Source organism: Loktanella sp. R86503, from assembly GCF_042466455.1.
GTDB lineage: Bacteria > Pseudomonadota > Alphaproteobacteria > Rhodobacterales > Rhodobacteraceae > Loktanella.
In genome coordinates this window covers 296,001-314,999 of record NZ_JAXHCI010000002.1, presented here as the reverse complement: position 1 = coordinate 314,999, position 18,999 = coordinate 296,001, and the positions used below count along the sequence as shown (strand labels likewise).

The 18,999-nt window shown below is 58.2% G+C and carries 20 protein-coding genes; 5 read left to right on the top strand and 15 right to left on the bottom strand.

Annotation, left to right across the window (positions count from 1 at the left end):
* Positions 1-4: 4 nt before the first annotated feature.
* The 3 genes from SJY10_RS02525 to SJY10_RS02515 form a co-directional block, all read right to left on the bottom strand.
* Positions 5-796: a metallophosphoesterase gene (locus tag SJY10_RS02525; RefSeq protein ID WP_386679473.1), complete on the bottom strand. Its 792-nt coding sequence runs from the start codon at positions 794-796 to the stop codon at positions 5-7.
* Positions 797-929: 133 nt separating this feature from the next.
* Positions 930-2,525: a phosphoglycerate dehydrogenase gene (gene serA / locus SJY10_RS02520; protein WP_386679472.1), complete on the bottom strand. Its 1,596-nt coding sequence runs from the start codon at positions 2,523-2,525 to the stop codon at positions 930-932.
* A 60-nt stretch (positions 2,526-2,585) separates the two neighbouring features.
* Entirely contained in the window at positions 2,586-3,725 is a 1,140-nt protein-coding gene (locus SJY10_RS02515; protein ID WP_386679471.1) for a phosphoserine transaminase, read from the bottom strand.
* A gap of 363 nt (positions 3,726-4,088) precedes the next feature.
* Here SJY10_RS02515 and SJY10_RS02510 point away from each other — a divergent pair, with 363 nt between their 5' ends.
* The 3 genes from SJY10_RS02510 (at position 4,089) to SJY10_RS02500 (ending at position 6,332) form a co-directional block, all read left to right on the top strand.
* A complete protein-coding gene (locus SJY10_RS02510) occupies positions 4,089-4,574 on the top strand; it encodes a DUF1810 domain-containing protein (protein ID WP_386679470.1) in 486 nt (161 codons plus the stop codon).
* A gap of 6 nt (positions 4,575-4,580) precedes the next feature.
* On the top strand, positions 4,581-5,438 hold the full coding sequence (locus SJY10_RS02505) for an SDR family oxidoreductase (protein ID WP_386679469.1): 858 nt from the start codon (positions 4,581-4,583) through the stop codon (positions 5,436-5,438).
* Positions 5,439-5,552: 114 nt separating this feature from the next.
* Positions 5,553-6,332 carry an ion transporter gene (locus SJY10_RS02500; protein WP_386679468.1) on the top strand — a complete coding sequence of 260 codons (780 nt, stop codon included), beginning with the start codon at positions 5,553-5,555 and terminating at the stop codon, positions 6,330-6,332.
* Between the two features lie 302 nt (positions 6,333-6,634).
* Here the strand turns inward: SJY10_RS02500 and dxs are convergent, their stop codons facing one another.
* The 6 genes from dxs to SJY10_RS02470 form a co-directional block, all read right to left on the bottom strand.
* A complete protein-coding gene (gene dxs / locus SJY10_RS02495; RefSeq protein ID WP_386679467.1) occupies positions 6,635-8,548 on the bottom strand; it encodes a 1-deoxy-D-xylulose-5-phosphate synthase in 1,914 nt (637 codons plus the stop codon).
* 10 nt (positions 8,549-8,558) lie between these two features.
* Entirely contained in the window at positions 8,559-9,422 is an 864-nt protein-coding gene (locus tag SJY10_RS02490; RefSeq protein ID WP_386679466.1) for a polyprenyl synthetase family protein, read from the bottom strand.
* Complete coding sequence (locus tag SJY10_RS02485; RefSeq protein ID WP_386679465.1) at positions 9,422-9,661, bottom strand: exodeoxyribonuclease VII small subunit; 240 nt, start codon at positions 9,659-9,661, stop codon at positions 9,422-9,424. The genes SJY10_RS02490 and SJY10_RS02485 overlap by 1 nt, the downstream gene beginning before the upstream one ends.
* Complete coding sequence (locus SJY10_RS02480) at positions 9,642-10,583, bottom strand: histone deacetylase family protein (RefSeq protein WP_386679464.1); 942 nt, start codon at positions 10,581-10,583, stop codon at positions 9,642-9,644. Before SJY10_RS02480 ends, SJY10_RS02485 begins: the two co-directional genes overlap by 20 nt.
* A gap of 123 nt (positions 10,584-10,706) precedes the next feature.
* Positions 10,707-11,414 carry a response regulator gene (locus tag SJY10_RS02475; RefSeq protein ID WP_386679463.1) on the bottom strand — a complete coding sequence of 236 codons (708 nt, stop codon included), beginning with the start codon at positions 11,412-11,414 and terminating at the stop codon, positions 10,707-10,709.
* A complete protein-coding gene (locus tag SJY10_RS02470; RefSeq protein ID WP_386679462.1) occupies positions 11,404-11,916 on the bottom strand; it encodes a MarR family winged helix-turn-helix transcriptional regulator in 513 nt (170 codons plus the stop codon). Before SJY10_RS02470 ends, SJY10_RS02475 begins: the two co-directional genes overlap by 11 nt.
* Before the next feature lie 152 nt (positions 11,917-12,068).
* Between SJY10_RS02470 and SJY10_RS02465 the strand changes: the two genes are divergently transcribed.
* The gene (locus tag SJY10_RS02465) at positions 12,069-12,938 is read left to right on the top strand and encodes a branched-chain amino acid aminotransferase (RefSeq protein WP_386679461.1); all 870 of its coding nucleotides are present in this window, start codon (positions 12,069-12,071) and stop codon (positions 12,936-12,938) included.
* Here the strand turns inward: SJY10_RS02465 and SJY10_RS02460 are convergent.
* Positions 12,935-13,126, bottom strand: a complete 192-nt coding sequence (locus SJY10_RS02460) for a hypothetical protein (protein ID WP_386679460.1) — start codon at positions 13,124-13,126, stop codon at positions 12,935-12,937. The two genes, SJY10_RS02465 and SJY10_RS02460, sit on opposite strands and share 4 nt — an antisense overlap.
* A 111-nt stretch (positions 13,127-13,237) precedes the next feature.
* On the opposite strand from SJY10_RS02460, the gene SJY10_RS02455 reads away from it, so the two are divergent.
* Complete coding sequence (locus tag SJY10_RS02455; protein WP_386679459.1) at positions 13,238-14,155, top strand: formate/nitrite transporter family protein; 918 nt, start codon at positions 13,238-13,240, stop codon at positions 14,153-14,155.
* Here the strand turns inward: SJY10_RS02455 and SJY10_RS02450 are convergent.
* From SJY10_RS02450 to mtgA, 5 genes are all read right to left on the bottom strand, one after another.
* Positions 14,152-15,075 (bottom strand): DMT family transporter, encoded by a 924-nt coding sequence (locus SJY10_RS02450; protein ID WP_386679458.1) that lies wholly within the window; start codon positions 15,073-15,075, stop codon positions 14,152-14,154. The genes SJY10_RS02455 and SJY10_RS02450 overlap by 4 nt on opposite strands.
* Before the next feature lie 101 nt (positions 15,076-15,176).
* Positions 15,177-16,334 (bottom strand): PQQ-dependent sugar dehydrogenase, encoded by a 1,158-nt coding sequence (locus SJY10_RS02445; protein WP_386679457.1) that lies wholly within the window; start codon positions 16,332-16,334, stop codon positions 15,177-15,179.
* Positions 16,295-17,371, bottom strand: a complete 1,077-nt coding sequence (queG, locus tag SJY10_RS02440) for a tRNA epoxyqueuosine(34) reductase QueG (RefSeq protein ID WP_386679456.1) — start codon at positions 17,369-17,371, stop codon at positions 16,295-16,297. Before queG ends, SJY10_RS02445 begins: the two co-directional genes overlap by 40 nt.
* A 99-nt stretch (positions 17,372-17,470) precedes the next feature.
* Positions 17,471-18,136, bottom strand: coding sequence for a glutathione S-transferase family protein (locus tag SJY10_RS02435; RefSeq protein WP_386679455.1), 666 nt, complete (start codon positions 18,134-18,136; stop codon positions 17,471-17,473).
* Positions 18,137-18,188: 52 nt separating this feature from the next.
* On the bottom strand, positions 18,189-18,914 hold the full coding sequence (mtgA, locus tag SJY10_RS02430) for a monofunctional biosynthetic peptidoglycan transglycosylase (protein ID WP_386679454.1): 726 nt from the start codon (positions 18,912-18,914) through the stop codon (positions 18,189-18,191).
* Between the last annotated feature and the right edge of the window lie 85 nt (positions 18,915-18,999).

Sequence of the window (18,999 nt, the reverse complement as noted above, 5' to 3'; positions counted from 1 at the left end):
GATTTTAGTGCGCCGGCACCAAAGGTTTGCGCCCGTCATCGGTCAGCGTAAACCATTTACCATTGTCGAACACAGCCGGTACCAGCGGGCGCCCATAGCCAGCGCCGCCGTCCAGATCAATGCGGTTACCCAGATGTTCAGGCGTATCAAGGGCCGTATGCCCGTGGACGACCATTATGCCATGATCATCGGTGTTATCCAGCCAGCCGTCGCGGATCCAGATCAGGTCGTCTTCGACCTGATCAGCAAGCGGAACACCGGGGCGAATGCCTGCGTGGACGAAAAGTTGTCCTTCGGCCTGATGCATCAAGGGGTTGGAAGACAGAAAATCCAGATGCGCCTGCGGCACGCGCGTTCTGGCCAAGGCTACAAGCTCTGTCAGCGTCAGATCGCCTTCGGTGGTGGGGTAGGTTGTCAGAACCTCGCGGCCCTGATCGTCCTTTTCAAAGTTGGCAGGACCAGTCGGAATAATACCATAGGACGCCAGCGTCGTGTCCCCGCCAAGCCGTGAATTCAACCAGGACAGGCCAGACTTGATTGCCACGTCATGACAATCACCGGATTCCATAAAACGCTGAAACATGCGGTCATGGTTGCCCTTGATAAAATGCCAATCAAGACCCGTATCGCGACCTGCCAACAGCGCGTCGATCACGCCGCAGCTATCCGGGCCACGGTCGGCGTAGTCACCAAGAAAAACAAGGGGTTCTGCTGCGCCGCCGTCTGCGGAAATCAAAACAAGCGCATGGTCAAGCATCGCCTTTTGGCCATGAATATCACCGATGGCGTAAATCACGTGTCACTCCGTCTTTGGTTGCAGTCAGACTTAGCAGACGCAGCACGGATTGACAGGGCAGATGCCGCTGGCTGGAGTTTATCCAGCCAGATGAAGCAATCCCGGCGCAGACCTGCTGCGCCGGGATGAAATTTTAGACAGCCACAAAGGTCAGCGGCTTGACCTGCTGGAAGTGACCGGATGTTTCCAGTGCCTTCACTGCGTCAGCGGGGACCGGTTCGTCGATATAGAGCAAGGCAATCGCCTCACCCTTGGCTTCTGAGCGACCGAGGGTGAAGTTTGCGATGTTCACACCGTGATCGCCAAGAATGCTGCCCAGCTTGCCAATGATGCCGGGGATGTCCTTGTTCGTTGTGTAAAGCATGTTTTCGCCAACTTCAGCGTCGACATTGATGCCTTTAATCTGGATGAAGCGCGGCTTGCCGTCGCTGAACACCGTGCCCGCGACCGAACGTTCGCGGGTATCAGTGACAACCGTGACCTTGATGTAACCTTCAAAGGCACCGGACTTGTCCTGCTTTGTCGTGCTGACCTGCACGCCGTTGTCCTTAGCGATAACAGGGGCAGACACCATGTTCACGTCCGGGTTCCGGCGGCGCATGATGCCAGCGATGGTGGACGCGGTCAGCGCCTTGAGGTTCATTTCGGCGGCTTCGCCATCGAACAGGATGTTGATCGCCTTGATCGGCTCATCCGTCATCTGACCGATAAAGTTGCCAAGGTGGCCGGACAGCGTGATCCAGGGGCCCATTATCTTGGATTCGTCGGCGGTGATCGACGGCATGTTAATCGCATTTGTTACAGCGCCGGTCAGCAAATAATCGGACATCTGCTCTGCCACTTGCAGGGCGACGTTTTCCTGCGCTTCGGTCGTGGCAGCGCCAAGGTGGGGCGTTACAACGACGTTGGGCAAGTTGAACAACGGGCTGTTTGTGGCTGGCTCTTCGGCAAAGACGTCAAAGGCGGCACCGGCAACGCGGCCATCCTTGATCGCCTCGGCCAAAGCCTGTTCGTCGACCAGACCGCCGCGGGCGCAGTTCACGATACGCACGCCAGGTTTCAGCTTGGCGATGGCTTCGCGGGACAGAATGTTGCGGGTCTGGTCCGTCAGAGGCACGTGGAAGGTGATGAAATCAGCGCGGCCCAGCAGTTCGTCCAGTTCGACCTTTTCGACGCCCAGTTCGACAGCGCGGTCTTCGGACAGGAAGGGGTCATAGGCGACAACCTTCATCCGCAGCCCTTTTGCGCGGTCGATCACGATCGAACCGATATTGCCGGCACCGATGACGCCCAGCGTCTTGGCGGTCAGTTCAACGCCCATAAAGCGGGACTTTTCCCACTTGCCGGCATGGGTAGATTCGTTTGCCTCGGGGATTTGGCGTGCAACAGCCATCATCAGCGAAATCGCATGTTCCGCTGTAGTGATTGAGTTGCCAAAGGGCGTGTTCATCACAATGATGCCCTTTTTCGATGCAGCCGGAATGTCAACGTTGTCCACACCGATACCGGCGCGGCCAATAACCTTGAGGTTGGTCGCAGCCTGGATCAGCTTTTCGGTCGCTTTTGTGGCGGACCGGATTGCCAGACCGTCATAGTTGCCAATGATCGCGGCCAGCGCGTCCTTGTCCTTGCCCAGCTTGGGCTGGAAATCGACTTCAATACCGCGATCTTTGAAGATTTGAACAGCGGCGTCCGACAATGCATCGGAAATCAGAACCTTGGGGGCCATATCAGGCACTCCTTAAGCGAAATGGGGGATGGGGTGGGCCATCAATGGCCCACCGAAAAATCAGGCGTTGATCTCAGCCTCGAAGGCGTAAGCGATCCACGGCATCAGCGCTTCGACGTCCGACGTTTCGACCGTCGCGCCGCACCAGATCCGCAGACCAGCCGGGGCATCGCGATACGCGCCCACGTCCAGCGCTACGCCTTCGGCTTCCAGCCGCTTGGCCACAGCCTTAGCGAAAGCTGCGCCATCGGTAATGCGATCGTCGGTGAACTTTACGCAGACGCTGGTGTTGGACCGGGTCGCGGGATCAACAGCCAGGTTTGCGATCCAGTCGTTCTGTTCGCAGAAGTCCCAAATGACCTGAGCATTCGCATCAGCGCGCGCCTTCAGGCCTGGCTGACCGCCAATCGACTGACCCCACTTCAGCGCGACAAGGTAGTCTTCGACACAGAGCATGGAAGGCGTATTGATCGTCTCGCCCTTGAAGATGCCCTCGATCAGCTTGCCCTTGGATGTCAGGCGAAAGATTTTCGGCAGAGGCCATGCGGGAGTGTAGTTTTCCAGACGTTCGACAGCGCGGGGGGACAGGATCAGCATGCCATGTGCAGCCTCGCCGCCCATGACTTTTTGCCAGCTGAACGTGGTCACGTCCAGCTTGTCCCACGGCAGATCCTGCGCAAAAGCGGCAGAGGTCGCATCGCACAACGTCAAGCCAGCGCGATCTGCTGGGATCATGTCGCCGTGGGGCATCCGCACGCCGGATGTCGTGCCGTTCCATGTGAAACAGACGTCATTGTCATAGTTCAACGCGGCCATATCCACGATCTCGCCGTAGCCAGCCTCGTGTACAGTCGCTTCGATTTTCAGCTGCTTGACCACATCGGTGACCCAGCCAGCGCCGAAGGATTCCCATGCGACCATTTCAGCGGGGCGTTCGCCCAACATGGTCCACATGGCCATTTCAAACGCGCCGGTGTCGGACGCGGGCACGATGCCAATGCGATAGTCGGCAGGCACGCCAAGAATTTCTCGGGTCAGGTCAATCGCCTCGGCCAGCTTGGACTTGCCAATAGCTGCGCGGTGCGACCGGCCCAAAGGGGCGTCAGCAAGCGCGTCGAGTGTCCATACGGGGGGCTTGGCACTAGGGCCGGAAGAAAAACGCGGATTAACCGGCCGCGTAGCCGGAGTCGTCGTGACCATTTCTGGTATCCTCACAGATAATCGCCCTTCGTTGGGGAAGGGTGTCCCGCCGCTGGATCTAGTCCTGCGCAGGTTAAAAAGCAATCAAAATCCAAACTCTTTTAAGGAAGGTCACTGCACGCTCTTTTGCGGTGGTCTTATGCTTTGGCATACTGCAACATCCGTTGATGACTTGATAAAACGGCGGGATTGATATGCGCGCAGACTGTCACATGTTAAGTTATGAAAGCCGGACGCGCCGGGCCGGACCGATGCAACGCGCCGCACCCGGCGTCGCCCAAATTCAAGTGTCGAATCAGTCTGGCGACCCCGCCCGCGCATCGGAACCCACAGGAACGCACCGCAGACTATCGAAAGATGCCCATGACTGATTCCATTGATTATGATGACGACGCTTTCGAAGATGACGAGGACGAGTTCGATCATTTTGTTGGCGCGCAAGATACGGTTTACAACACCGTGGTTGCAGAACTGACCGCAGGCAAAAAGCAAACCCATTGGATGTGGTTCATCTTTCCGGTTCTGACGGGTATCGGCGAGTCGCCCATGGCAATGTTCTATTCCCTGCGCGATACGGCAGAGGCGCAGGCCTATCTGTCGCACCCCCTGCTTGGTGAACGATTGATGGAATGCATGCGTCTGGTCCGGTCGCATACAGGCGCGGATCCGGTTACCATCATGGGTGAAACCGACGCCTATAAGTTAAGAGCCTGCGCCACATTGTTCGAGGCAGCCGCCCCCACGACTCCTGTTTTTGCAGCAATTCTGGACGAGATGTTTGGCGGTCAGCGTTGCACGAAATCGCAGCGTATTCTGCGCACCCCACCGGCTGACGATCTGTTTGGATAGCCGCCTGTGACCCGCACCTTGCTTTCGTTTGGCCACGGCTATTCCGCGCAGGCCCTTGAACGTCTTCTGCTTCCGCAGGGTTGGTGCATTATCGGCACCACAAGATCGGCGGCAAAGGCCGAAGCCATGCGCGCGCGCGGCGTGGAGGCACTGATCTGGCCCGGTGCAGACGTCACAGAGGCGATCAGCGCTGCCTCTCATCTGCTGATATCCGCCAGTCCCGATGATGGCAGCGACCCTGTCCTGGCCGCACTTCACGATCAGATCGCCGCGCGCGCGGATCAGTTCGCATGGGCCGGCTATTTATCAACCACCGGCGTTTACGGCGATCACGGCGGCGACTGGGTGGATGAAACTGCCCCGCTGACCCCCGCTACGCGGCGCGGCCAAGCCCGCGTTGTGGCAGAGGCTGCCTGGCAAGCCATCCCCGATCTGCCGCTTCATATCTTTCGCTTGGCCGGCATCTATGGGCCCGGCCGCGGTCCCTTTGCCAAGGTGCGCAACGGTACGGCACGGCGGATCATCAAAGACGGGCAAGTCTTTAGCCGCACGCATGTCGACGATATTGCGCAGGTGCTTGCCGCGTCTATCGCGCGACCGGATCCCGGTGCCATTTACAACGTGTGCGATGACGATCCAGCGCCGCCGCAAGACGTCATTGCCTATGCCGCCGCACTCTTGAATCTACCGGTTCCAAAGGCAGAGCGGTTCGAGGACGCTGACATGTCGCCCATGGCCCGCAGCTTTTACGCAGAAAGCAAAAAGGTGCGAAACGACCGGATCAAAAATGATCTAGGGGTAAAGCTGCTGTTTCCCGATTATCGCAGCGGGCTGAAATCACTTTTACGGCAGGGCGATACCTGACGCAGGCCTGACGATTTGCCGTCGTATCATGACCGGCATCATTGTCCTCCCAATAGGACTTGCATGCAGGCCGCCGAACGCACATTTGTCCACAGCACAAAATTGAAAGCCAACATGTCTTTGCGTCAAAGCCTTGCGACCTTGCTTGATCGCCCCGCTGTTACTCGCTTCATCACTGGGGTGATCATTTTCAATGCCGCGCTGTTGGGTCTGGAAACCTCCGCCACCATCATGGCGTCCGCGGGGCCGCTGATCTTGCTGCTTGATGCGATCTGTCTGGCGATCTTTGTGGCAGAGATTTCGGCAAAGCTATTCGTGCAAAGGGCCGCATTTTTCCGGAACGGCTGGAATATTTTCGACTTTATCGTCGTCGGAATTGCCCTGGTCCCTGTCGGTCACGGCCTGTCCGTTCTGCGCGCCCTACGGGTATTACGGGCCTTGCGGGTCATATCTGTCGCACCGACCCTGCGCCGCGTGGTCGAAGGCTTTGTCAGCGCTCTGCCCGGCATGGCGTCGGTTTTTGTGCTGATGGGTATCATCTTTTACATCGCTGCGGTGATGGCGACACAGCTGTTTGGCGCTGCATTCCCCGACTGGTTTGGAAGCCTTGGCCATTCTGCCTATTCGCTTTTCCAGATCATGACATTGGAAAGCTGGTCCATGGGGATCGTTCGCCCTGTCATGGAAGCGTTTCCATACGCATGGGCCTTTTTTATTCCGTTCATCCTTGTGACAACCTTCGCCGTTGTGAACCTGCTGGTCGGTCTGATCGTGAACTCCATGCAGGATGCCCACGCGCAAGAAGGCAACGCTGCAACGGATGCATACCGAGACGAGGTTCTGGCCAAGCTGGCGGCCATCGAAAAGTGGCTGGATGAAAGCCGCAACCAATAGCGTCAATCCTGTTGTTCAACCGTGACGATCATGACAAAATCGCAAGTCGTCTGACCAAATAAGGGCAAGGGCAAAAAATATTGCACTCTTTGCATTTTGCCTGTGAACAAACGTCGCCCGGCGCAGTTGAATGTCCAGCAGCAAAGGATGCAAGCTATGACAGAACGCGGCACTGAAGGTAAAAAAACAAAACATCACCTTGGCCCTTGGGTTGGCATAACGGGCATCGTTGTCGTTGTCGTTTTGCTGGTCCTGTTCGTCGCCGGCTAAGGTTATTTCGATCGCACAGACGGGAAACGGGCCTACGCCCTTTTCCCGATCACACCGACGCCCATAACCTCCAGAACCTTTGCCTCAATGTCGGCTGCGTTCAACCCGGCCATAGCATACATATCCGAAGGGCTGGATTGATCGATAAAGGTATCGGGCAAAACCATTGACCGGAACTTCAGTCCAGTATCAAACACAGCTTCGTCAGCCAGCAACTGAGCGACATGGCTGCCAAAACCGCCGACCGCACCCTCTTCAATAGTTATCAGGGCATCGTGGTCTGCTGCCAGTTGCAGTATCATGTCCCGGTCCAGCGGCTTAGCGAAGCGGGCATCGGCGATTGTCGGCATGATGCCCTTGGCGCGCAGCGCCTCGCAGGCCTGTTCAACCTCTTGCAGCCGTGTCCCAAAGGACAGGATCGCAACTTGCTTGCCTTCGCGGATCATGCGGCCCTTGCCGATGTCCAGCGGCTTGGCATCGACAGGCATCTCGACACCCACGCCTTCTCCGCGCGGAAACCGGAATGCGATTGGCCCTTCGTCATGCGCGGCAGCGGTGGCGACCATGCGGACAAGCTCCGCTTCGTCCGCCGCCGCCATCACAACCATGCCCGGCAGGTTCGCAAGAAAGGCGACATCAAATGACCCCGCATGCGTCGCGCCGTCGGCCCCGACCAAACCAGCCCGATCAATGGCAAAGCGGACCGGCAGGCGCTGGATCGCCACATCATGGACGACCTGATCGTAGCCGCGTTGCAGAAAGGTGGAATAAAGCGCGCAAAACGGCTTCATCCCGCCTGCAGCAAGTCCGGCGCAAAACGTCACGGCATGCTGTTCCGCGATGCCAACATCGAAACACCGGCTCGCGAAGCGGTTCATGAACTTATCAAGTCCGGTGCCGTCCGGCATGGCAGCAGTCACAGCGACGATCTTGTCGTCCTTCGACGCCAGATCAATAAGCGTATCCGCAAATACCGAAGTATAGGACGGTGCATTGCTTATTGCCTTTTGCTGCTCTCCAGTCACGACATCGAACTTGCCGCGTGCGTGGCCACGGTCTGCGGCTCCTTCGGCAGGGGCAAAGCCTTTGCCCTTTTTCGTGATCGCATGGATCAGGATCGGGCCGGTTGCGCGGTCCTTTACGGTGCGCAGCACGGACAACAGCTGGTCCATGTCGTGCCCGTCGATGGGGCCGACATAGGAAAAACCCAATTCTTCGAACAAGGTGCCGCCGACGGTCATATGCTTGAACATATCCTTGGCGCGCTTCGCACCCTCGCGGAAAGGCGGCGGCAAAAAGGATACAGCACCCTTGGCAGCAGCTTTCAGATCCTGAAACGGACCCTCTGCGTAAAGCCGCGACAAATAAGACGACATTGCACCGACCGGCGGGGCAATCGACATTTCGTTATCGTTCAGGATCACGATCAGGCGCTTGCCCAGGTGGCCAGCGTTATTCATCGCCTCATAGGCCATACCCGCCGACAGAGCACCATCGCCAATCACTGCAATCGCATCGCCAGGGTCGCCACCCAGATCCCGCGCGGCCGCAAAGCCCAGCGCCGCACTAATCGAGGTGCTGGAATGCGCAGCGCCAAAGGGATCGAACGGGCTTTCGCTTCGTTTGGTAAAGCCGGACAAGCCATCCTTCATCCGCAGGGTTCGGATACGGTCGCGCCGCCCGGTCAGGATCTTGTGCGGATAACACTGGTGGGACACGTCCCAGATAATCTTGTCCCGCGGCGCATCAAACACCGCATGCAGCGCAACGGTAATTTCCACCACGCCCAGACCTGCGCCAAGATGCCCGCCCGTCGAGGCAACCGTGGCGATTGTTTCCGCCCGCAGCTCGTCCGCCAGTCGGCGCAGCTGCGCGTCGGACAGCCCTTTCATATCCGCGGGGACATGCACGCGGTCAAGGATCGGCGTATTCGGGCGGTCGGTCATGGTCGTGTCCTTACTTGTCGCGCGCGATGACAAAGCGGGCAGCATCCTTTAGCGCATCTGCACGGCTCCCAAAAGAACCTAGTGCGTCGCAGGCAGTGTCCACCAGATCTGACGCGCGTCGCTGTGCGCCATCCAGCCCCAATAGCGAAACAAAGGTTGCCTTGCCGGCAGCAGCATCCTTGCCCACGGCCTTGCCAACTGCATCCATAGACCCGGTTTCGTCAAGGATGTCATCCGCGATCTGAAACGCCAACCCCAATGCATCGCCATAGGCCTTTAACGGCGCAATATCCGCCTGAGCGATACGCGGTCCCGCGCAACACGCCCAAGTCATCAACGCGCCTGTCTTGCCCGATTGCAATGCGGTAATCTGGTCCAACGTCAGGGCTGGACCCGTTTCGGCAGCAATATCCAGCGCCTGCCCCAGAACCATTCCACCAGCACCCGCAGCCTGCGCCAAAGTCAGCGCAAGCTCTGCCCGTGCCGCATCAGGTATACCCAGGCCCGGCGCGCAAACCATTTCAAATGCCAATGCCTGCAAGGCGTCACCCACCAGAATGGCCGTCGCTTCATCCCACTTACGATGCACAGTCGGTTGCCCTCGGCGCAGATCGTCATCATCCATCGCAGGCAGGTCGTCGTGGACAAGCGAATAGGCGTGCAACGCCTCTATCGCTGCAGCGGCATGGCCAGCCCGATCGCCGACATCATACAAACGTGCACTTTCCATTACGAAAAACGCCCGCAGCCCTTTACCGCCGCGTACGGCATACAGCATCGCGTCGCGCAAAGGCACGTCCGGCACTGGCGTCAGGGCAAGTTCAATCAGCCGCTGCGCCATGGTGGCGTCCAACGCCAGCTGATTGGTAAACATCACGGATCCAGCGGTGCCGTTCCAGCCGCCTGACCATCAGGGCCAACAGTAATCTTGGCGACCTTTTCTTCGGCTTCGCTCAGTTTTGCCTCGCAACGCTTCTTCAGGGCCGCACCGCGCTCATAAAGCGCAATACTATCATCCAGCGCGACATCGCCGCGTTCGAGCTTCCCGACAACCTGCTCCAGCTCGCGGATTGCATCCTCGAACGTCATTTCTTCAACCGGCGTTTCTGCCATTGCTCCGCTCCCTCAACACCTTGACATGCGCCGCGGCACAGGCCCCCAGCGCTGTCAGGTCATAACCGCCCTCTAGGCACGACACCACCCGCCCGCCGCAGTGTTTATCAGCCAGATCACAAAGTGCCCGCGTGATCCATGTAAAATCATCCTCGACCAGGGCAAGCCCCGCCAGCGGATCATCACGATGTGCGTCAAACCCCGCCGAGATGATGATCAAATCAGGCTTAAATGCATCAACCCGCGGCAACACAGATCTTTCTATCGCCTTGCGAAATCCACGGCCGTCAGTCCCCTCCTCCAGCGGCACGTTGACGACGTTGTCATCACTGCCAGTCTCATCCGCCGCCCCCGTGCCTAGATAAAGCGGGCTTTGATGGGCTGAACAAAACAAGATACGCGGATCGTCTTCGACCAAATCCTGCGTTCCATTGCCGTGATGCACATCAAAATCGACAATAGCGACCCGCCGGACCCCGTGATGATCTAGCGCATGCTTGGCTGCAATCGCGACGTTCCCCAAAAAGCAAAATCCCATCGCGGTGATGCGCTCGGCATGATGTCCCGGCGGGCGCATCGCAACAAAAGCATTCGCGACATCGCCGGCCAGCACCAGATCAACAGCCCGCACCGCACCGCCGGCGCTGCGCCAGACAGCAGCCAAACTGCCCCGCGACATATGTGTATCTGCATCCAGTGACACCCAACCTTCAGCAGGTGCCGCGCGGCGAAGCATTTCAAGGTGGGACCTCGGATGTGCCCGCAATACATCGTCTTCTGCAGCCAACGGTGCAGAAACACGGTGCAGGTCCATATCTTTCAGTGCACCAAGCACGGCATCCATTCGCGCAACCTGCTCCGGATGGCCGGGCGGAGTCACGTGGTCCAGACAGTCAGTATGGGATATCAACGCTGTCTTCATGTCGCTCCCCAAATCACGCCAAATACCCGCGCAAAACCTTATTCATCTGGCCAAACAAACTCCCGCCGGAGGCATCAATGCCCTCCCGCGGCGCAGCGCCAAAAATCCAGACGTAACGCCGCCTCACCCCTGGTCGGGCGCCAGCATATAGCCAGATCCGCGCACCGTTTGCAGATAGCGGGGCTGCTTTGGGTCAACCTCGATTTTGCGACGTAACCGCGTGATCTGCACATCGACCGCGCGCTCCTGCGTCTGTCCGCCTGATCGGCTCAGTTCTTCCACCAACTCCAGCCGTGTGACCGGTTCATGCGGGCGGGCGGAAAAGATGCGCATCAGCTGGCTTTCAGTTGCTGTCAGCCGGACCAGACCATCATCGCGCCGCATCTCACCCTTGGTGATGTCATAACGCGCCGGACCTAGCTGCAAAACGGTCTGGGCAATCGGTTGCGCTTCTGCCTGCGGCGCGCGGCGCAGGATCGCATTTATCCGCAACAAAAGCTCTTTGGGCTCGAACGGTTTGGCAAGGTAATCATCAGCCCCTGCCTCCAGCCCGGCGATGCGGTCCTCTGTCTCTCCTCTTGCGGTTAGCAGCATGACGGGGGTGCCGGTCCGGTGTCGCAGGTCGCGGCAGAAACTCACTCCGTCCTCACCCGGCATCATCACGTCCAGTACGATCAGGTCAAAGGCAAGCCCGCCCAAAATCCGCCGTGCATGGGCCGCATCCCGCGCCACGGTGACCAGAAAACCCGACCGAACCAGAAACTTGCGCAGCAGGCTCCGGATACGTTCATCGTCATCGACAATTAGCAGGTGGGGTTCATCAACGCCCATCTGGTTTATCCACCAATGCCAGATAGTGGTGCCGCATTTCGTCGTCCATCATCGCCTCCAAGACTTGGCGAAAGCCGGCCACCGCAGCAGGTCCGGCAGAGCGATAAGCGCTGCGCATCCGGTCCCGCTGCGCATCCGACAGGCTACGCTCCAACGCGGCGCCTTTGTCTGTCAGATGCAAGTGTCGCTCTCTTTTGTCCTTTTTCCCTACAGTAGACGATACAAGACCGTCCGCGATAAGGCTACGCAACACACGATTAAGGGATTGTTTCGTAACACCAAGGATCGCAAGCAAATTGTTGACAGTCGTTCCCGGGCTACGATGGATAAAGTGAATGGCCCTGTGATGCGCACGTCCATAGGCCATATCCGACAGGATGCGGTCGGGATCCGCCGTGAAGCCGCGATATGCAAAGAACATCGCCTCTATCCCTTTGCGCAGCTGTTCATCGGTCAGGAACAGCAACGTCTGGCCAGAGGTGCCTTGTGGAGTTTGGTTCATCTGCGCGCCTTCGGTCAACTTCGGCTACACAATACGTCAGCCTTGTTGACATGACTAGACTCAACTGGTAGCGAAGCGACACAAATTGCGCAACTTTATGTCTCAAATGGCAAACTGCGCGATATAAACGCAAAATTTGAAAGGGTTTGGCCATGGATGGCGCCTATGATGACCGCGACGGTAAAATCTGGATGGATGGCCAATTGCTGGATTGGCGCGATGCGAAAGTCCACGTCCTGACCCACGCCCTGCATTATGCGTCCTCGGTTTTCGAGGGTGAGCGCTGCTACAATGGCAAGATTTTCAAAGACCGCGAACATGCAGAGCGTTTGCACTTCTCGGCCAACTGCCTTGACTTCCAAATCCCGTATACCGTGGATGAATTGATTGCTGCCAAGGCGGAAACGCTGCAGGCCAATGGCCTAACGGACGCCTATGTGCGCGCCTTTGCATGGCGCGGCGCTGGCCCTGACATGGGTGTCGCATCCGCGCGCAACCCGGTGCGAACGGCCATCGCGGTGTGGTCATGGGGCAACTATTACGGCGAGGCAAAGACCAAAGGTGCCAAGCTGGACATTGCAAAATGGAAGCGCCCCAGCCCGGAAACCATCCCCCATCAGGCCAAAGCTGCGGGTCTTTACATGATTTGCACCATGTCAAAGCACGCCGCAGAGGCAAAGGGTTGCTCTGACGCCATGATGTTCGATTATCGCGGCTATGTCGCAGAAGCGACGGGCGCAAACATCTTTTTCGTCAAGGACGGCGAAGTGCATACGCCAAAGCCCGACTGTTTTTTGAACGGCCTGACCCGGCAAACCGTCGTCGGCATGCTGCGCGACAAGGGTGTGACAGTCCACGAACGCCACATCATGCCGGAAGAGCTGGAAAGCTTTCAACAATGCTGGCTGACTGGCACAGCCGCCGAAGTGACCCCCGTGGGCCAGATCGGTGACTACAACTTCGAAGTCGGCAAACTGACGCTCGACATCGCCGCCGACTACGAAAAGCTGGTTCGCGCCTAAACCAGCCCGGGCGTCCGCGCCTTGGCCCATCCCGCAATCAGGCCGCCTGGCTGGTTGCGGGGTCTTGGCCTGCGCAGCAAGGTTTCGGCTGCGGCGTTGCGATAATCGCGGCGCGCCAGATGCAAGAACCGCGCAACGCGCTGACCGCTATTCCGCGTCTTGATGTGATCTAGTGGATGTCGTGCCATCATCATATCCTCCTGCGTGCATCATAACCCAAAACCCGCGATTCCCCAAACCGCGTTGCTTGACGCCTTTGTGTTCTGCGCCATTTCCTGCTGGAAAGAGCAAGGATGCGCATGATGAACGAGAATGAACCGGACCTTCGCCGCGCTGTCAGCGAAAACGAAGCCCGCCGTCAGCAGGCTGTATCCGATCAGGTCGAACGCGAAACGAACGAGCCCGAGGAAGAAGATGCTGTGCGTGAAGCATCGCATCTTTCGGCCAAGCTGGTGTATCAGGTCGTCCGCCGAGAGGGCGACGAAGAACTACGCAGACCGAATTCGTCCCTTTTCTGGTCCGGCATCGCCGCAGGTGTCTGCATCAGCTTTTCCGTCATCGGCGAAGGTTTATTCAAAACCTACCTGCCGGACACGACATGGCTGCCGCTTCTTGAAAGCCTTGGTTACACCTTTGGCTTTCTGATCGTCATTATCGGCCGGATGCAGCTGTTTACCGAAAACACGCTGACGACCGTGCTGCCGTTGTTCGCGCGGCCAAGCCTTTACAATCTGTGGTGCGTTGCGCGATTGTGGGGCATCGTGCTTGGTGCCAACGTGATCGGCTGCTTTATCGCCGCCGCCTTTATCGCCTATATGCCCACGTTCGAGCCAGAGATGTTGGCCAGCATCACTGAAATCAGTAAACACGCGACAGAGCACGGCGCATGGATCGGATTTGCCAAGGCTGTCCCCGCTGGCCTGCTGATTGCAGCACTCGTGTGGATGCTGGCCGCAGGTGAACAGGAAAACTTCTTTATCATCATACTGATGACCTGGCTGATTGCTGCCGGCGGCTTTACCCATATCATCGCTGGATCGGTGGAAATGGGCTTTCTTATCCTAACCGGAGAGTTGGGGCTCTTTGCCGGTATCTTCGGCTTTTTTATCCCTGTCTTTCTTGGCAATGTCGTCGGGGGCACCTTGGTATTCGGCTTGATTACTTGGGGACAGGTCCGCGAAGAAGTGCGCGATGCCAGCGACGCCAGATCGCACTAGTGATGACCAACGGCCCCGGTGACTTTACGTTGCCGGGCCCGCTTCAGCCCCAAATGACGTTCGCGCAGGATGATCATCAAACCTGCCGCGATTACGATCGCTGCGCCAATCATCATCGTCACGGTCGGCACTTCGTCAAAGACGAAATACCCGACGATCAGCGCAAGCAGCATTGACGTGTAATCGAACGGCGCCACCAAAGAGGCATCGGCAAAACGATAGGACGAAGTCAGGAAAATCTGGCCGATGCCGCCCAGCAGGCCCGCCATGATCAACATTACCCATTGCGATGCAGTTGGCCACGCCCAACCCCAAGGCAAGGTCAGTAACGACAGGCAGGTCGCTGTCACCGAAAACCAGAAAACGATGGCTGCAGTGTCTTCGGTAAACACCAGCTTGCGCACAAACACCTGCGCCAAAGCCGCACATACGGCCCCCATCAGCACCAGCATCGCACCCAGCGTCTGGGCGTGATTGACGGATGCCCCCAAGGAAAACCGCGGGCTAAGCACGATCAAAACGCCAAGCAGCCCCAGCGCAACAGCCGACAGGCGAAAGGCGCGCACTTCTTCGTTCAGAAACATGGCCGCAAAGATGACGACCAATAGCGGCGCAGCATATCCGATCGCCGTCACCTCTGGCAGCGGCAACAGACCAAGACCGGCAAAACCAAAACCCATCGCAAGCGTCCCAACTAACCCGCGCCAGACGTGCCCCATAGGTTGTTTTGTTTTCCATCCGTCGCGCAATTCGTGGCGCATGGCCAACCAGCCGATGATAATCGGCAATGCGAACAGGCTCCGGAAAAAAACCGACTGCCCCGGCGGAATGTCTGTCGCAGCCGCCTTGATAAGTGATGACATCCCGACAAAGACCATGACCGAGATGATTTTATAGGTTATTCCGCGCAAGGGTTGCATGAAAAGGACCCCTTTCGCCGCGACCCTATGCCCGCAAGCGCCCGGTTAAAACCCCGCGACACGAACCTTGGACAGAATTTATGGCATCGTACGAATTGCCGTCACCCGCCCGGCGTTACGCGCAAAATCTGTCCCGGATCAGCATCGATCAAGACTAGTAGATCGCCGCCGCTTAACACTTCAACATCACGCACACGCCCGACGTCCGGCAACAGACGCTCTTCACCCACGACACGGTCATTTTGCAACCTCAGCCGGGTCAGTGATCCGGGATTCAGCCCTGCAATCAGCAAATCGCCCTGCCAGGGCGCATAGCTGCCATCGTAAAAGGCCATGCCGCCCGGTGCGATAACCGGATCCCAGTAATAGACAGGCTGTTCCATCCCGTCCATTACGGTCTGCCCGGATCCGATCGGGCTGCCGTCATAATTCACACCGTATGAAATAACCGGCCAGCCATAGTTTTTGCCGGGCTGGGGCTGATTCAACTCGTCACCTCCGGCGGGGCCATGTTCCATCGTCCAAAGCCTGCCATCCGGCCCCAGCGTTGCGCCTTGCACATTGCGATGACCATAGGACCAGATACTTTCATCCGCGTCCTGACCTGCAAACGGGTTATTTAAAGGCACCGATCCGTCCGCATTCAGACGGACGACCTTACCATAGGTGGTATCCAGATCCTGCGCCAACTGCCGGTTCGCTGGCGTAAAATGCTCGCCAGTGGTAATATAGATCTTGCCATCCTCTGTTGGGACGATCCGGCTGCCATAATGCGCATAGGTATCCGATGGCGGCCCCTGCACAAAGATATCCTGAACATCGCTTAACATAGTGCCCTGCAACACGCCCCGCGCCGCAGCTGTGACAGTGCCCCCCGGTACAGCCTTTGCGTAAGTCAGATAGATAACGCCGCTTTGCGCGAAGTCCGGCGCAATAGCGACATCAAGCAATCCGCCCTGCTGTTGCGCATCAACTTCGGGCACGCCCGTGATGGGGTCCGACACGGTCCCGTCTGCCCCGACCAAACGCAGCGTCCCTGGCCGTTCCGTCACCAGAAACCTGCCATCCGGCAACTTTGCAATGCCCCAGGGGTTCGCCAATCCGTCGGCAAAGGGCGTTACCTGTACCGGTGATACGTCTAATGCCGGTGCCCGCGTCTGGTTTTCGAAAGCAGGCGCAAATCCAGCGTTTCGATCGCCCTGCGCCACCTGCGCGGCGGCTACTGCGGGAATAATGGCGATAAGGGCGGCAAGTCGCATGGTGGCTCCAGTCCTAGCTGTGCCAAGGCCCAGTATGCAGCATCGGCCACAGTGGCATCGGCGTCACTCATCAACGGGGTCAACACGTGTGCCAAGGCAGGGTTCCCGCTGTTACCGATAGCGTAGCACACATTGCGTACAAACCGGTTGCGACCAATGCGCTTGATCGGGCTACCTGAAAACCGAAGCCGAAATTCCGTATCATCCAGCACAGCCAGCTCCGCCAGGGGCGGTGCCCGCAGATCGTCCCGCGCGGCCAATCGCGCATCGCGCCCCTGCACTGCAAACTTGTTCCAGGGACAGACCGCCAGACAATCGTCGCAGCCATAGATCCGGTTCCCCAACTTCGCACGTAGATTAAGGTCCACAGGACCACTGTGTTCAATTGTCAAATAAGATATACACCGCCGCGCATCCAACTGATAAGGCGCGGGAAACGCCTGCGTTGGACAAATATCAAGGCAAGCCGTGCAACTGCCGCAGTGGCCCACTTCGGCCGCATCCGGCTCCAGATCCACGGTGGTGAAAATAGCGCCCAAGAACACCCAGTTCCCCAGATCACGCGCCAGAAGATTGGTATGTTTCCCCTGCCACCCCAAACCCGCCGCCTGCGCCAGCGGCTTTTCCATCACCGGGGCGGTATCGACAAAGACCTTAATTTCCGCGCCAGGAACTTGATCAATCAGCCATCGGCCAACGACCTTTAGCCGCTTCTTGACCACATCGTGATAATCGCGCCCCTGTGCATATACGGAAACAGCTGCGCGATCTGTATGGGCCAGCACGGCCATCGGATCCACATCCGGCGCGTAGTTCTCCGCCAGCATGATAACAGATCGCGCCTGCGGCCACAGCGCCGTTGGATCGCCGCGCCAAGCCATGCGCTCGGCCATCCAGCCCATCTGCCCGTGACGCCCCGCATCGACAAACTCGGCCAGCCGCGCGGCGGTTTCAGGCACCGCATCGGGACGGCAAACCCCCACCTTTGCAAACCCGGCCTCCCGCGCAAAGGCGCATAGATCGGCCTTCAACCCCATGCTTCACCCGAACAAAAATATGTCGGGGGAGTCGCGGCAGCGACGGGGGCAGAGCCCCCTGCACCGCTGCCACAATCGGACTTATCCTGCGCGGCGCTTCTAAAAATCAAGGTTCGCATAATGCGACGGGGGCAAGAAGCCCGGCACCTGATCGGCCAACAGTGACCGGAATGCAGGACGCGATTTGATTTTGGCATACCAGTCCTTCACCACCTCAGACCGGTTCCAGTCGACGTCGCTGATGTAATCAAGGCAAGACAACTGGGCCGCTGCTGCGAAATCCGCCAGTGTCATTTCATTTCCCGCCAGCCAACGGCGATGTTCCAGCAGATGGGTCATGTAATCCAAATGGAACCGCATGGCCCGGCTCCCGGCCTTCACGTTGGTGCTGTCGGGATATCCGGTCCCCATAACCTTGCGAAAAACCCGCTCTCCGAGCAGCTTTTCCGTGCATTCGGTATAGAATTTGTCGTCAAACCAACCCACCAAACGGCGCACTTCGAACCGGGCATCCGCCTCTCGTGGCATCAGTGGCGGGTTCGGGTGGGTTTCCTCAAGGTATTCGCAAATCGCGGCGCTTTCGCTAAGTAACTTGTTCCCCAACCGCAGGACCGGCACCTTTCCGGCCGGGTTGCGTCGCAGAAAATCGCTGTCTTGTTCCCAGTATCGCTCTTCAACCAGTTCGACCTCGATCCGCTTTTCGGCCAGGCTTAGTCGGACCTTGCGGGAAAATGGAGATAGCGGGAAATGATAAAGACGGTTCATGATGCTCTCGGGAACAGGAATGCACCCTCAATGCCGCACCTTGCGCGCGCATTCAACTCTGGAAACAGGCCGCCCGGCCATCAGCCCTGATCGTCGCGGCACCATCAAGGATACTTGCGGAACGCCTGCGCTGCGCAGACGTAGGATTTGCGGCGTCCCGCCCCTTGGGATCGGGCAAGATCATCGCCAGTCGCGCGGCCTGCACGTCAGACAGGTCTGAAGCGTCCACGCCAAAATAGTGCTGCGCCGCTGCCTGCACACCAAAGACACCCCTGCCAAATTCTGCGACATTCAGGTATAGTTCAAGGATTCTGCGCTTGCTCCACAGCGCCTCGGTCAAAGGTGTCCAGACAGCTTCGACCGCCTTGCGTATCCAGTTCCGACCCTGCCAGAGATAGACATTCTTGACGACTTGCTGGGAAATCGTCGACGCGCCCCTGTCGCCTCCGGCAGCAAGGGCAGCCTTTATCGCCGCAACATCCAGCCCCCAATGAAGGCAAAAGTTTGCGTCCTCTGCCGCGACAACAGACCGAACCATTACCGGCGCAATATCGCCAATCGGAACCCAGACCTGGGCGACACCGCCCAGCCTGCGGCCTTCAGCGAACATATACGGCGTGGTGGGCGGGTTCACGACTTTATAAAGCAATGTCAACAGAACCACAGCCGCGACAACACCAAGGCAAAGCCGAACAAACACGCGCCGCACACGCACGTGCAAACGCCGCTTGGGCGCAGGCGCATCTTTTGATTTTCGGGCTCTACGGGTTTTTGCCATGGTGCCCATAAGTCACGGCGCCCCCCCCGGGGTCAAGATTACCGATACGAAAACACCCCGCCTCGCGATCTGCGGGGCGGGGTGT

Coding starts and splice junctions, on each gene's coding strand:
- serA (WP_386679472.1), bottom strand. CDS start 2,525: ATGGCCCCCAAGGTTCTGATTTCCGATGCATTGTCGGACGCCGCTGTT.
- SJY10_RS02515 (WP_386679471.1), bottom strand. CDS start 3,725: ATGGTCACGACGACTCCGGCTACGCGGCCGGTTAATCCGCGTTTTTCT.
- SJY10_RS02510 (WP_386679470.1), top strand. CDS start 4,089: ATGACTGATTCCATTGATTATGATGACGACGCTTTCGAAGATGACGAG.
- SJY10_RS02500 (WP_386679468.1), top strand. CDS start 5,553: ATGTCTTTGCGTCAAAGCCTTGCGACCTTGCTTGATCGCCCCGCTGTT.
- dxs (WP_386679467.1), bottom strand. CDS start 8,548: ATGACCGACCGCCCGAATACGCCGATCCTTGACCGCGTGCATGTCCCC.
- SJY10_RS02490 (WP_386679466.1), bottom strand. CDS start 9,422: ATGTTTACCAATCAGCTGGCGTTGGACGCCACCATGGCGCAGCGGCTG.
- SJY10_RS02485 (WP_386679465.1), bottom strand. CDS start 9,661: ATGGCAGAAACGCCGGTTGAAGAAATGACGTTCGAGGATGCAATCCGC.
- SJY10_RS02480 (WP_386679464.1), bottom strand. CDS start 10,583: ATGAAGACAGCGTTGATATCCCATACTGACTGTCTGGACCACGTGACT.
- SJY10_RS02475 (WP_386679463.1), bottom strand. CDS start 11,414: ATGGGCGTTGATGAACCCCACCTGCTAATTGTCGATGACGATGAACGT.
- SJY10_RS02470 (WP_386679462.1), bottom strand. CDS start 11,916: ATGAACCAAACTCCACAAGGCACCTCTGGCCAGACGTTGCTGTTCCTG.
- SJY10_RS02465 (WP_386679461.1), top strand. CDS start 12,069: ATGGATGGCGCCTATGATGACCGCGACGGTAAAATCTGGATGGATGGC.
- SJY10_RS02460 (WP_386679460.1), bottom strand. CDS start 13,126: ATGGCACGACATCCACTAGATCACATCAAGACGCGGAATAGCGGTCAG.
- SJY10_RS02455 (WP_386679459.1), top strand. CDS start 13,238: ATGATGAACGAGAATGAACCGGACCTTCGCCGCGCTGTCAGCGAAAAC.
- SJY10_RS02450 (WP_386679458.1), bottom strand. CDS start 15,075: ATGCAACCCTTGCGCGGAATAACCTATAAAATCATCTCGGTCATGGTC.
- SJY10_RS02445 (WP_386679457.1), bottom strand. CDS start 16,334: ATGCGACTTGCCGCCCTTATCGCCATTATTCCCGCAGTAGCCGCCGCG.
- queG (WP_386679456.1), bottom strand. CDS start 17,371: ATGGGGTTGAAGGCCGATCTATGCGCCTTTGCGCGGGAGGCCGGGTTT.
- SJY10_RS02435 (WP_386679455.1), bottom strand. CDS start 18,136: ATGAACCGTCTTTATCATTTCCCGCTATCTCCATTTTCCCGCAAGGTC.
- mtgA (WP_386679454.1), bottom strand. CDS start 18,914: ATGGCAAAAACCCGTAGAGCCCGAAAATCAAAAGATGCGCCTGCGCCC.